Here is a 14,924-nt window from a genome sequence, read left to right as displayed (position 1 = left end):
TATAAATCAAATACTACACGCTTTTATACGTTTTGGCTAGTACTTTCTATCTAAATTCACATATTTTACTTATTTTCGGTATCAAAGATTATTGTGACTGGACCATCATTTATTAGTTGAACTTGCATATTTGCACCAAATTCACCAGTTTCAACAGTTAAGCCTGTATCCCGCAACTTTTTATTAAACAACTGATACATCTTGTCAGCAAAATCAGGTGCGCCTGCTTTCGTAAAACTGGGGCGATTACCTTTTTTAGTGTCAGCATATAACGTAAATTGTGAAATTGATAAGATTTGTCCACCAACATCCTCAATAGCCAAGTTCATCTTACCAACTAAATCTTCAAATACCCTTAATTTTGTTATTTTTCTCACTAAATAATCTAATTCAGCTTCCGTATCACTATCAGCAATGCCAACCAGTAATACAAAGCCAACACCAATTTTGCCAACGACCGTTTCATCAATTGATACACTAGCTGATTTGACTCTTTGTAGAACTATTCTCATTATTTGAATGCTCGCTTTACTTCATAAACATCTTTAACATCTCGGATATTGACCATGATTGATTCGAGTTGCTCTAAGTTTTTTACACCGATACTAATTGAAATCCGCACATCATTGTTATGATCAACGCGCCCATTGACCGAATTTAATGAGCGAGTTGTATTATTGACCATCCGAATAACATCATTCAATAAACGGTTGCGATTGGTTGCTGAGACCTGTAAATCAGCATCATATTCTGTTTTGCTATTGCCTGCTGGGTTTTCCCACGCCACATCAACCAATCGATTACCTTCCACTTCAGCAGCCTTGAGGTTAGGACATCCCAAACGATGTACTGATACACCACGCCCCTTGGTGACATAACCAATAACTTCATCCCCAGGTACAGGTGTACAACAATGCCCCAAGCGAACCAGCATATTATCGACACCTTGAATCACGATTCGGTCTTCACGATGTGCATGATTTTTTGCAGATTTCGTTTCTTTTTCGATTGTTTGATGATGTTCTAAGATTGCTTTTTGCTCAGCTTCTTGACGAGCAGTTTCAATCTCAGCACGTTTCTCTTCTGAAAAACGGTTAGCGACACCTTGTGGTTTAATATCCCCGAATCCAAGTGAGGCGTACATATCATCAACTGCTAAGAAATGCATTTTTTCAGCTGCATGTTCCTCATTTTCAGGTTGCATCAGTTCTTCAACATCGTAACCTTCATCTTCTAACCAGTCAGCCACCATTTTTCTACCGGCTTCGATATTGTCAGCTTTATCCTGCTTACGGAAATACTGTCTAATTTTGTTACGTGCCCGACGCGTAGACACCATCGTTAACCAATCCCGATTAGGTTGGGCGTTTGGCGATGTTAAGATTTCAACAATGTCACCCGTTTTGATTGGAAAATCCAACGGTACCATCCGATCATTGACCTTAGCACCAACAGTATGATTACCAACATTCGTATGAATCGTATACGCCATATCTAGTGGGCCAGCATCCTTAGGCATTTCGATCACATCGCCTTTTGGTGTAAAGACGAAAATGCGATCAGTAAATAAATCACCTTTAACTGACTCCATAAAGTCATCAGCATCTTGGGCATCTGCTTGTAATTCTAAAATTCCTTGAATCACATTTAACTTTTGCTGATCAGCATTCTGAACATCGGCACCAGCAAAATTACCTTCCTTATATGCCCAGTGGGCAGCAATACCAAATTCGGCAATTTCATGCATTTGATACGTACGAATTTGAACTTCTAGTGGGCGTCCTCCTGGTCCAATGACAGAAGTATGTAATGACTGATACCCATTTGCCTTTGGTAAAGCAATATAGTCTTTAAATCTGCCAGGCATTGGTGTCCAACGTGCATGAATTGCTCCCAAAACTGCATATGTTTCGGGAATGGTATCAACTAACACACGAATGGCTAATAGGTCATAAATTTCTTCAAAGCGCTTATTTTTATCAACCATCTTCCGGTAAATTGAATAAATATGCTTTGGTCGTCCATAAACCTCGGTGTGGTCTAAATGCAAATCTGTAATTGCATGCTCGATTTCACTAACGGCTTGATCAACAATTTCAAGTCGTTCCTGACGTCGTAAGTTCATGGACTTTGCAATATCGTGATACGCTTCAAAGTTAAGATAGCGTAACGCCATATCCTCTAATTCCCACTTGATTGTCATGATTCCAAGCCGATCAGCCAAAGGTGCATAAATTTCAAGTGTCTCAGAAGCAATTCGTTTCTGTTTTTCTTCTCGTAACGCAGACAACGTCCGCATATTATGTAGACGGTCAGCTAATTTAACAATAATAACTCGAATATCATGTGACATTGCGAGTAACAATTTACGATGGTTTTCAGCTAATTGTTCTCGTGAAGACTTATATTTGATTCGTGACAACTTTGAAACGCCATCAACAATGATGGCAACGTCGTGTCCAAAAGCTTGTTCTACGTCAGCTAATGTCGCCGTCGTATCTTCAACCACATCGTGCAAATATCCTGCAACAACCGTATCAGGATCCATATGCAATTCAGCTAATATCCCTGCCACCTGAATTGGATGAATGATATACGGTTCCCCGGATTTACGCTTCTGCTCTTGATGTAAATGGTATGCAAACTGGTAAGCTTTATCAACCTTCTTGACATGCTCATCGTTCATATAGTCTGCAACTAAATCATGCACATCTTGTGCTGTCAAATTTTTTGCCTCTGCCATAAAAATCATCCTCTATTTTTAGATTCACGCCGATTGGGATTCATACCCGCAGCATCGTATCTTTCACCTATCACTCTGAATAGTTAATTTATTCTAACGCATTTTATAGCTGTTTGTATTGTATTTTGCTTTTAATTTTAATAATTCTCTAAAAAATTATTGGATTGATTTAAATACGACATTGTTTTCGCCCAAAATTGACCGAATTGCCTCACCGGTTTCATCATCAGCGGTTAACCAATACGTTTCATTCAAGGCAATTTTACGATGATCTCTTTCAAATACAATCAATACCGGATTAGCACCATGGTGTTGTCGCAAAATATTCTGCAATACTGGCATGACACCAGCATCTTCAGCTGATGCCATAATTCTTAAGTACCATTGTCCAGTCGGTGCTGCTGCTTTTTCAGAAACAGATGATTCTGCCAATAATTCATCACCATTAATTACTTGATTTGCAATCATCTGTAAAGTATCACGACCACGTTGTTGTTCAATTTTTCCAGTAATTAATAGCACTTTTTCATTTACCAATAATGGCTCGACTTTTTTGAAAACCGTTGGAAAAATAGTAATCGATAAGGTCCCAGTTAAATCAATACCGTCTACAAAAGCCATTGGATCACCTTTTTTAGTACGGATTTTTTTAACATTTTGGACATAAATAACGACCGTTACCGATGTCATACCTACTGCTAAGTTAGCAATGTCAGTCCGTCTGTTCTCTGGTATCGCAGCCAAATAAGGTTCAATTGGATGACCACTTAGATAAACACCTAAATATTCATGTTCATAACCCAACTTTTCATTGAGTGGAAACTCAGCAACTTCATGCATTTTTGGTGTTAGAGACTCAAATAATGAAATCGATTCACCAGCCAACCCAACTGCATCAATGTATCCCTGCATTGACCCTAACAACGTTTTACGATTAAATCCAAATTCATCCAAAGCACCCGCATAAATTAACGGCTCTAACTGTGAGACTTTGCGATACTTGCTAGGTAGACGACCAATGAAATTCGTTAAATCACGATATTGTCCGCCTTCTTGCCGTTCTTGAATCAGCGCTTCACGAAAATCACGTCGTAAGCCGCTAATTGATGCTAGTCCCATTTGAAGCTCGCCTTGTTTATTCATACTGTATCCCTGCCACGAATGATTAAGACTAGGGCGCAAAATAGTCACATGGCTTAATTTTGCCTCGGCAATGTAAATACCAACTTTTTTATGATCAGCAATTGAATCATTTAATACCGCCTTATAAAAAGCGGCTGGATAATGTGCCTTAATGTATGCCAGTTGGAAAGCTAGTTTCGAGTAAGCAACGGCATGTGATCGATTAAAACCATATTGAGCGAACGTTTCAATATAGCTGAATACCTGTTCGGCAACTTGCTGGTCATGATGTCGGCCAACCGCACCATCAATAAATTTTGATTGCATAGCCGCAATTTTATCATGGTCTTTTTTTGACATTGCTCGACGCAACAAATCGGCCTCACCCAATGAGAAGCCTGCAAAGCGTTCGGCAACCCGCATAACTTGCTCTTGATACACGATAATGCCATATGTCGGGGCTAAAATTTCGGCCATACTAGCATCTGGTACATCTTGTTTTTCTTCTTGATGCTTACGGGCAACGAAATGAGGAATATTCTGCATGGGTCCTGGTCTGAAGAGAGCATTTGCTGCCACAATATCTTCAAAACTATCAGGACGTAATTGACGCAAAATATTTTTCATCCCCCCTGATTCAAATTGAAAAACACCATTCGTCAGACCATTTTGAAACAGTCTTAACGTCGCTTGATCATCCAATGATACACTTGCGATATTGAATGACTCATGATCAGGTATTTTTTGAATTTCACGAATAGCAATATCTAAGATGTTTAAGTTAGATAAAGCTAAAAAGTCCATTTTTAACAGTCCTAATGCTTCTACGGGACCTTTGGGGAGTTGTGTGACTAAACGCCCGTCGTCCCCTAGTTGAACTGGCATATAATTTGCCAATGGTTCGGCGGATAAGACGACCCCCGCTGCATGTAATGATGCATTGCGTGGCAATCCCTCTAACTTCAATGCTGTCTGATATAACAGTTGTCCATCAACAGGTAAGTCTAATAACGCATTACGAAATGGCAAAGACGATTCATATGAAGCTTGTAAACTGGCAGTCCCACGAGGCATCGATTTCGATAAATTATCGATTTGTGTTGGATTCAAACCAAAAACTCTGGCAACATCTCGAATAACTGCGCGCTGGGCCATCGTTGAAAAGGTAATAATTTGAGCAACTCGCTCATGCCCATAATGCTCATGTAGATAATCCAAAATTTCTTCACGTCGATTGTCGGGGATGTCAATATCGATATCTGGCATTTGATGACGTTCTGGATTCAAAAAACGTTCAAAAAGTAAATCATAAGCAATGGGGTCAACATCCGTGATCCACAAAACATAGGCAACTAACGAGCCAGCTGCCGAACCACGTCCTGGCCCAGTTCGAATTGATTTTTTGTGCGCATAATTCAAAACATCCCAAACAATTAAGAAATAATCGGCAAAACCTAGTTCATTAATGATACGTAATTCTTCTTTTAAACGTGCTTTATACGGTGTAGCATCAACAGCCATATCATGCAAACGATTGGTCAACCCGGTTGTCGCTAACTCTGCAAGATAATCCGAAGAAGATTGTCCCTGCGGTGTTTCATATTTTGGCACGGTCACTGATGACTGCTCTAACACCACATGACTATGTGCTGCAATCCAATCTGTATTCTCGACAGCATCTGATAAACCGCGGCTATTATATTCGTTTGCCCAATCGGTACTTTCTTTCAAATATGCTGTTGCGGCTTGCTTTTGTGCCAAACCAACATTAGATATAATCTCACCTTGGCCTAGTTTCTGAATAACTTGCGCTGAAAACTGATCAGATGCGTTAGGATATAAGACATTTTCATTCGCAATGATACGTGTGCCAGTATTTTGTGCAAGCTCTTTGATCGATTGCAACATAGCCTCACGCATATCCAATGAAATTCCCAAAAAGACATGAGTAGCATCAGATAATGCGGTGACTGTTTTAACCAATGTCATTGCTCGTTCAGGTTCAGTTCCTAACAAAACTGCTAGTTCACCGATACTTGGTAAGATAATATATAGACCTGATAAATACGATTTTAAATCGTCGAGCGTCAGTTTCTCATTCTGTGTATTAATGGCACTACTGATTTGCAATAAGTTGTGATACCCAACCTGATTTTCAACCAGAAAAATTACCGGATAAGATTGTGAAGATTGCAAACCAATCAATTCAGCTGTCAATCCTAAAATGGGCTGTATGTCAGCTGCCTGGGCTGCTTGGTAAAAATCATACATCCCGTATAAAACGTTGTAATCCGTCAACGCAACGGCCTGATAACCCTTATCTTGTACAGCCTTTATCAATTGCTGAGGAGTCATCGGGCTCCGCAACAAACTAAATGCTGTCATGGTTTGAAGTGGTACCATAATAGCCTCCTTCTTTCAAAGAATCCAATTGATGAATATTTATTTTAACTTAATTTAATTATAGCCATTGCAAATAAAAAAGACCACCTATGATGGTGATCTCCTTATACTTAGCTTGTTAATGGTCATTATTTTTCTACGTGAGGCGCAGCTGATTTTGAAATTGCAACATAAGCAATTGTTCCAATCATACCGATAACCACAGAGAACAAAGAAGTCATGGTTGCATTGTAAGTTGCACTCTCAAGCGCACTACCAATGTAACCAAGTACTTCTCCCAAAACAAATGTCCAAACAAACGCTACAACATACTTCATATTGACACCTCTTAGCATATCGCCAAAATGTTTTACTCCATCATTTTACGCCTCAGCAACCAATTTGTCACATGTTAATTAATTCACAGAAATCTGTTGCCTTGTGTATTTCACTAATCGCCAATCATAATCATTATCTGTATCGGCAGGTCCTTGATCAATCACTTCACCTTGCCAGACAGTTAAATCAACTGGTGCCATTTTAACATCCCCAGAAAAATCTGTCTGTAAATAGGTCACATATAATGTATCTGCTGTATCCATGAAACTTTCATAGATTGGTTTACCACCAATAACTTGCAACTTCAAGTTAGCATTATCAGCGACCTTTTCGGCTTCAGCAACACTATAAACTTTTTGAAAGCCCTCTGGAACTTCCAAATCATGATTTCTTGTCAGTACTAAATTTAAGCGTTCAGGCAATGGACGACCATGAAAACTAGCCATTGTATGGCGTCCCATTAGTGCTGCCTCATGAATAGTGGATTGTTTAAAAAATTGTAAATCAGCCTTTTGATGCCAAGGTATATGTCCATCAATAGCAATCGTACCATCCAGTGTTTGTGCCCAAATTAAGTTTTTCTCAGCCATCTTATGCACCACCTTCTACAAGTTCAGATAATTCTTCCCATCGTATCATCTTTGCTTCTAATGCGTCATTTGTTTGCTCTAATTCTTTTTGCAAATCCGCTAATTTTGTAAAATCATCACCACTTATATTCATTTCTTCTTCAATAGCGCTAATTTTACTTTCTAAATTGGCAATATCATCTTCGATAGTTGCCCATTCTTGTTTCTCATTCCAAGTCAACTTTTTCTTTTTAGGAACTGGTTTTTTATTGACCTTTTCGTCTACTTCAGCAACTGGTTTAGTAGCCTTTACATCAAGAGTTGGTGCACCATACGTGTCCAAATAATCACTGAAACTACCATTGTAGCGTGTGATTTCACCATGTCCTTTAAATATCCACAGTTTGTTAGCTACTTTATCTAAGAAATACCGATCATGAGAAACAGTTATCACCGTACCTGCAAATGATCGTAGATAATCTTCAAGAACGGTTAAGGTACCAATATCTAAGTCATTCGTTGGCTCGTCTAGTAGTAATACGTTCGGTTGTTGAATTAACAATTTCAGTAAATACAGCCGGCGCTTTTCACCACCAGAAAGTTGTCGAATTAACGTACCGTGCATGAATGGTGGGAATAAGAATTGCTCTAATAATTCAGCAGCCGAAATGTGATTACCATCCGAATCCGTAACTTCTTCAGCGACTTCACTTAAATAGGCAAGCACTCGCTTATCTTCTGGTATTGGTTCGGTAATTTGCGTATAATACGCCATTTTAACGGTTTCACCAATTTCAATCACACCACTATCTAGCGGCTGCTGCCCTGCAATCGCATTTAAAAGGGTTGATTTTCCAGAACCATTTGGTCCGGTGATACCAATCCGTTCATTACCTTGCACCAACTCACTGAAATCTTTTAAAATCGTTAATTGATCAAACGCCAAATTTGCATGGTCAATATTGATAACTTTTTTACCTAAACGCGTTTGTCCAAGATTGACTGAAACTTCACCTTCAACCTGACGAGTTCCCTGTTGTGCCGCTAATTCTGCAAAGGCATTTTCGCGAGCTTTTTGTTTGGTAGAACGGGCTTTCGCACCCGCATGCATCCAAGCCAATTCCTTTTTGTATAACTGTGCTGATTTGTGTTCTGCAACAGCTTCAGCACTAACTCGTTCAGCCTTGGCAGTAACATATTTCTCATAGTTACCATGATATTCATAGAGTTTTCCAAATGATAACTCAAAAATACGATTGGTGACACTATCTAAGAAATACCGATCATGAGTCACTGTCATGACGGCACCGGAATAATTAGCTAGATACTTCTCCAACCACGCAATTGAATCAAAATCAAGGTGGTTCGTGGGCTCATCTAATAACAATAAATCTGGTGCCTGAATAAGCACTTGAGCAAGGCCGACACGCTTACGTTGGCCACCAGATAGTGCAGATATTTGTAAGTCCAAGTTTGGTAGGTGTAATTGTGTCAGAATATTTTTAACTTCAGACTCAGCTAACCAGGCATCTTGTTGCGTCATTTGTTGTTCTAGTCTAGTGTAACGAGAAAGCCGCTTTTCATCAGATGGATTTTCGGAATATTCAGCTAGTGCCGCTTGATAATCACGAATTAGCTGAAAGACTGGTTGGGCACCACTAAAAATGGCATCCATCACTTTTTTATTTTCATCTAGTGGTGGTTCTTGCTGTAAATAGCCAATCGTGTAGTCATTTGGTGTTTCAATTTGACCACTATCAGCAGGCACAACTTTTGAAACAGCATTTAATAACGTTGTCTTACCTGTACCATTAACACCAACGATTCCCACACGGTCACCTGTCTCAATCAAAAATGACACTTTGTCTAACAGTGTTTTTTCACCATAGACACTATGTAGATCTGTTGCCCTTAATTGCTTCATTTTATATTATTTCTTCTCTTTCTCTACAATCTCAGCAGCAGCGTGCAATAAAGCCGCTCGCTCATTCACTAGCCCACCAGTTACAACCCGATGCTCTAAGTCAGCTAATATTTTCCCAAATAATGGTCCAGGTGCAAGATGCAAACTTTTCACTAGTTCACCACCATTGATGGCCAATTCTTGTTTATGTTTAATAGGTAATGCTTGATAGCGCATTGACAAATTGTCAACATTAGCGCTAATTTCACTTATTTTGACAGTAGCTAAAGCTGTCGTGATGGCATCCTGTGTTTGATAAAGATCCCAATCGTTAACATCACCAAGACGCAGTTTATTCATCAGTGTAATGACTGACTTTGCCGTCTGAATCATTTCATTTGGTTGCTTCCATAGCTTTAAGAATTTACTCGTATCCTGTGGATTTAATCCCAGCTCGAAAGATAGTAATGACCAAGCTTGGTTATCATCAGCAGGCTGCGCAATTTGTAATAATTCAGCATAGGCAGCTAGATCCTGATCTGTGCTTGATAACCCCGGCATAAATCCGTTCAAGCCACTTTTAATCATTTCAACTAAACCATAGCTAGCTGCAGTTCCCTGCATGAGTTTACTAAATTCAACATTGATCCGTTCCACAGCAATGTTTGCTAGCAATGGTGCGTTTTCTGCAATCGCCTTTTGCGTATCAGGATCGATTTTAAAGTCTAATTGGGCAGCAAAACGCACTGCTCTCATCATGCGTAATGCATCTTCGTGAAAACGTTCCTCAGGTCGGCCAACAGCTCGTAATACTTTAGCTGACATATCCTGGACACCACCAAATAAGTCAATGACCTCACCATCTTTTGTTAAAGCCAGTGCATTAACCGTAAAATCACGTCGCTTTAAGTCTTCATCTAAGGATCTAACAAATTTCACCTCATCTGGGCGACGAAAATCTGTGTAAGTTGATTCTGTTCGAAATGTGGTTGTCTCATAACCAGTGCCATGATCCAGAATCATAACCGTCCCATGTTCGATACCGGTATCTACCGTACGATTAAATATTTTCTTAATTTCTTCAGGATAAGCCGAGGTCGCAATATCAACGTCATGGATTGGTTTACTGAGCAATGTATCACGAACCGATCCACCAACAAAATACGCCTCATAACCCGCATTTTCTATCGTTTCTAAAATCGGCAATGCCTCAATAAACTCCAATGGCATTTTATTTATTTTCATGTTGGGCCTCCTTTTTTCTGCTACTACTCAGTATACCAGACACCTTAATCTTTTTATGAATCGTGTACACCATAGAATGCACGACTCATAAATGAACGAACATTCATTTATTTTTAGTTTTCCCGCCCATCCAGTACTTGCTGGGCTAATTGCAATGCATGTTCTTGTGTATCTACGACTGCCATGAAACCAGTGCGATGTATAAATACGATACCATCTTCTTTTACTTGTGGAATCGCATGCTTAACTTCAAAACTGCCATGGGTTACTGGAACACCTTGTATCATCCAATTACCGTCTTTTCTAGGTAATACAACAAATACTAATTGATCAAATTGCTCAGCATAATCTTTCCAAGGTCCCGAAATTGGTAATAATAAGATTTGATTAGATACGAATGTGGCTTGTTCAATAACCGCCTGTTGTGCGATTTGCTTAGCTACTGTCTTTTTGACCCGATTTTCCAAAATTAATGTCGCACAAACCACTGCATGATTAAAACTATTTGTTTCATCATCTTCTTCATAGAAGTCATTAATCACATCCGGTACTGTAAAGACTTCACTTTGGTATTCGGAAACACCATTATCCAATGCATCGATACCAATAACAAAGCTACTATCAATATGACGATGAACAGACTTAATAATTTCTTCTGATAAGTCAGGAACTAATTTTTCAATATATTGTTGACCAAAAGTTTGCCAAATTAACCCAAACGCAGCCATTGGTACCCCGTTTTGATGCTGACGAGTATCGTCAATGCCATGATGATCAAATTCACCACCACCAACATCATAGACAAAATTCTGATGATCATCAGTAACGACTTCATCACGTGTTCTAATGATTGTCAATTCTGGGAAAAGCTGTGTCATGATAACACTCGCAAAGACATCATCTGCGTGAAACTTTCCATTATGTGTGACTAAGTTTTTATACATCGTTAGTCCTCCAAATTACCTTTTTCCTACTCTCTATTGTACACGTCATCTGCTAATAAAAAACGTTGATTTGCCGAAACAAATCAACGTTAAACATTTCAGATTACTTTTTTACTGAACAGTAACAGACTTAGCCAAATTACGTGGATGATCAACATCTAATCCCCGACCAAGTGATGTGTAATAAGCCAACAATTGCGTTGGTACGACACTAACCAACGGTGTCAACAATTCATTAATATCTGGTAGTACAAAATCATCCTCAGGTTTGGCAATAGCTTGTGTCACAATCGTATAAGTTTTCGCACCACGAGCTTGTGTTTCAGCCAAATTACCACGAACCAGTCCAGCTAAACGTGGTTGGGTCATTACAGCAATAACTGGTGTATCTTCTTCAATTAAGGCTAATGTACCGTGCTTTAATTCTCCGGCAGCAAATCCTTCAGTCTGAACATATGAAATTTCCTTTAATTTCAAGGCAGCTTCCAATACAACTGCTGAATCTACACCACGCCCAATGTAAAATGCATGGTGTGCTGGTACAAGCATTTCCTCTGCAACTTCTTGCAGCTGCTCTTTATCATCGATAATTCCCTGAATAGCAATGGCAATCTTTGATAATTCTTGTTCTAAATCTAGATTTAACGCTTCACGGTCTGCCAAAGCATATGCCAAAATAGCCTGCAAAGTCACTTGTGCAACATATGCTTTCGTTGATGCCACAGCAATTTCTGGACCAGCAAGTAGCGGCAAAGCGTAAGTTGCCTCACGCCATAGTGTTGATTTTTCAACATTAGTCAATGTCAATGACTTGAAACCTTGGGCATTGATATTTTGCAAAACCTCACGTGAATCTGCCGTCTCACCAGACTGTGATAGGAAAATAAAGAATGGCTTTTCTGATAATAATGGCTGCTCATAAGCAAATTCTGATGACACATGAACTTCTGTCGGTATACCAGCCCAACGTTCAAAGAGCCGTGCCCCAACTAGTCCTGCATGATATGAAGTTCCAGCAGCAACGATGTAGATACGATCCGCTGCTAACATATCCTTCACAATTCCTTCACCAATTTGTGGCTGACCATCCTTAGGTAAGTAACGTGAAATTAATTGTCGAATCACAACAGGTTGTTCATCGATTTCTTTTAACATATAAAATGGATAGGCACCCTTATCTGTTTCAGTTGCATCAATATCTAGATGGAAAGCCTCACGAGAAATTGCATCGCCATTAGCAGCGAATAATTGCACATTGTCTGGATCAACGATGGCAATTTCACCATCATGTAATTCAATAAAATCATGTGTCTGATCCAGCATAGCAACGGCATCAGATGTAACGACATTAAAATCTGAACCGATACCAATCAACAAAGGTGACTTTTGCTTAGCAACATACATGCGTTCAGGTTCTTCACGATCCATTAGCAAGAAACCATAGGCTGAATTACGATCCATCAATGCAATTAACTTCTTAAGTGCGTTAACAGTTGTTTCGCCTTCCTTCACAAACTTATCAATCATTTGTACAGCAACTTCTGTATCAGTATTTGATGCAAACTGAACGTCTGATAAATAATTTTGCTTCAATTCTGCATAATTTTCAATCACACCGTTATGAACTAAGTAAAAACGACCATCCGCAGAAACATGGGGATGCGCATTTGCTACAGAAGGCACACCATGAGTTGCCCAACGAGTATGTGCAATACCGGCAGTTCCCTTGACATTTTTCTCTGAAACCAGTTTTACTAGTTCTGAAACACGGCCGTTTTCCTTAACTAGTTGATCTGTGCCATTGGCCTCATCTGCTACATATAAGCCAGCAGAATCATAACCACGATATTCTAACTTTTGTAATCCTTTTAATAGAATAGGTGCTGATTGGTAATTATTTCCAGTAAATCCAACAATTCCACAGAACATATTTTTCTCCTTATACAACTAATACAACGTTTCCACTAATGGTATAGTATTTTTTTGTTTTTTATTTTAAGTACAATGACCATTATCACGCGTTAATTTGTATCAGTCAATGAATTTATAACGTTTAACTATCTATTTGGTCTAAATTGGTATAGATTTTATTGATGTGCGAAATTATCATAAAAAAAGACTGAAACATTATTATATGTTCCAGTCAGTAAAAAATAATTTTATTTTTTAATAATCATCGCCAAATTAGTGAGCCTTGTGATGTTCACAAGCCTTAGGGTGGCGCTGAATATCCATGTTCTTATATGCACGAACAGCGCGATCAACTTTCTTGTTCAACATATTCATTCCGAACATAAAATTACCTCCCTTTTTCATTTAATTCATGTAAAGATAATCTTTACATTACTGTAATATTAACCTGTGGACTAATACTAAACTATTTACCTTAAAAAGTCAATAAATTATGCATTGACTTCGCCGTGAAGGTCATAGTCTAGACCGTCTTCTTCAACAGCTTCATCAACTCGTAATGGTGTAATCAAGTTAACAACTTTCGCAATAATAAATGTTAAGACAACAACTAGAACAATTGTTACCAAGATTGCCCCAAGTTGGGTACCCATTAATTGCCAACTAACTGATTTCCCAGCCAATGGCTTTGAAGCAAAGACACCGGTCAAAATACCACCAATGACACCACCAACACCATGCAATCCAAAAGCATCTAGTGTGTCATCATATCCCAATCGATACTTAATCACAGTTGTTGCAAAATAAGCACCAATAGCAACAATAATTCCCATGATCATCGCACTAGCTGGTTGCACGAATCCAGCAGCTGGTGTGATAACAACTAATCCTGCCACACCTCCAGAAATAGCTCCGGAAATACGTACGCGCTTGAACAAGATAAAATCAAGAATAACCCAAGTTAGCATAGCAAAAGCTGCCGCAATATTTGTATTTGTGAAAGCAACAATTGCAACGCCATCGGCTGCTAAGGCAGAACCAGCATTGAAACCAAACCAACCAAACCAGAGTAAGCCACCACCAATAACTGTTGCTAATAAATTGTTTCCTGACGTATCAGTGTTCACTCGCCGCTTACCAATCATTAAAGCTAGGACCAAACCAGACACACCTGATGAAATATGAACAACATCACCACCAGCAAAATCCAGGGCGCCATGTTGTGCTAAAATTCCGCCGCCCCAAATCATGTGTGCCAATGGGACATAAACTAGCAACATCCAAGCAGTTAAAAACAAAATAAATGCCTTAAAATTCATACGACCAACAACTGAACCCGCAATAATTGCCATAGTAATCATTGGAAACATTCCTTGAAAGAGTGCAAATAGACCATCTGAGATACCTAAACCTCGTGTACTCTTTGTCATAGAGACATTATGAAGAAATGCTGCATCTAGGTTACCAATAATAGGTCCTGAACCGCTAAAGGCTAATGAATAGCCAACTGTGAACCAAACGACACCACCAACTGCAATCGCAATCATAACCATTGCCAATGTATTAACCGTTGTCCGTGTTTCTGCTAAACCACCATAAAATAACGCCAATCCAGGCACCATTAACCAGACCAATCCTGCACTTACTAACACCCATGCGACATCTGCACCATTCATTTTTCTCACCTGCGCTTTCTTGAAATAACTTAACATCAGTATAAGCACATACCCGGCGAACGTAATAAATTGTGTTAACAATGCTAACAT

Annotated in this window: 10 protein-coding genes; all 10 read right to left on the bottom strand. The window is 39.1% G+C overall.

From position 1 onward, the window contains the following. Positions 1 to 65: 65 nt before the first annotated feature. The 10 genes from dtd to QRX23_RS04165 all read right to left on the bottom strand — a co-directional run bounded on the left by dtd (position 66) and on the right by QRX23_RS04165 (position 14,834). Positions 66 to 512: a D-aminoacyl-tRNA deacylase gene (gene dtd, locus QRX23_RS04210; protein WP_150221875.1), complete on the bottom strand. Its 447-nt coding sequence runs from the start codon at positions 510 to 512 to the stop codon at positions 66 to 68. Further along, on the bottom strand, positions 512 to 2,743 hold the full coding sequence (locus tag QRX23_RS04205) for a RelA/SpoT family protein (protein ID WP_040760229.1): 2,232 nt from the start codon (positions 2,741 to 2,743) through the stop codon (positions 512 to 514). The genes dtd and QRX23_RS04205 overlap by 1 nt, the downstream gene beginning before the upstream one ends. 156 nt (positions 2,744 to 2,899) lie before the next feature. Beyond that, a complete protein-coding gene (locus tag QRX23_RS04200) occupies positions 2,900 to 6,268 on the bottom strand; it encodes a DNA polymerase III subunit alpha (RefSeq protein ID WP_330156024.1) in 3,369 nt (1,122 codons plus the stop codon). 128 nt (positions 6,269 to 6,396) lie between these two features. Then, on the bottom strand, positions 6,397 to 6,585 hold the full coding sequence (locus QRX23_RS04195; RefSeq protein WP_040760232.1) for a YjzD family protein: 189 nt from the start codon (positions 6,583 to 6,585) through the stop codon (positions 6,397 to 6,399). Positions 6,586 to 6,663: 78 nt separating this feature from the next. Next, positions 6,664 to 7,176 (bottom strand): dihydrofolate reductase, encoded by a 513-nt coding sequence (locus QRX23_RS04190; RefSeq protein ID WP_206213684.1) that lies wholly within the window; start codon positions 7,174 to 7,176, stop codon positions 6,664 to 6,666. 1 nt (position 7,177) lies between these two features. Further along, the gene (locus QRX23_RS04185; protein ID WP_206213685.1) at positions 7,178 to 9,079 is read right to left on the bottom strand and encodes an ABC-F family ATP-binding cassette domain-containing protein; all 1,902 of its coding nucleotides are present in this window, start codon (positions 9,077 to 9,079) and stop codon (positions 7,178 to 7,180) included. 6 nt (positions 9,080 to 9,085) lie between these two features. Beyond that, entirely contained in the window at positions 9,086 to 10,303 is a 1,218-nt protein-coding gene (locus tag QRX23_RS04180) for a CCA tRNA nucleotidyltransferase (RefSeq protein ID WP_330156023.1), read from the bottom strand. A gap of 113 nt (positions 10,304 to 10,416) precedes the next feature. After that, entirely contained in the window at positions 10,417 to 11,247 is an 831-nt protein-coding gene (locus QRX23_RS04175; RefSeq protein WP_330156022.1) for an MYG1 family protein, read from the bottom strand. Between the two features lie 111 nt (positions 11,248 to 11,358). Beyond that, positions 11,359 to 13,176, bottom strand: coding sequence for a glutamine--fructose-6-phosphate transaminase (isomerizing) (glmS, locus tag QRX23_RS04170; protein WP_259704925.1), 1,818 nt, complete (start codon positions 13,174 to 13,176; stop codon positions 11,359 to 11,361). A gap of 473 nt (positions 13,177 to 13,649) precedes the next feature. Next, positions 13,650 to 14,834 carry an ammonium transporter gene (locus QRX23_RS04165; protein WP_330156021.1) on the bottom strand — a complete coding sequence of 395 codons (1,185 nt, stop codon included), beginning with the start codon at positions 14,832 to 14,834 and terminating at the stop codon, positions 13,650 to 13,652. Positions 14,835 to 14,924 lie beyond the last annotated feature (90 nt).

This window comes from Weissella paramesenteroides, assembly GCF_036327715.1.
In the GTDB taxonomy this organism is placed as follows: Bacteria; Bacillota; Bacilli; order Lactobacillales; family Lactobacillaceae; genus Weissella; species Weissella paramesenteroides.
This window is presented reverse-complemented; position numbering and strand designations above follow the sequence as displayed.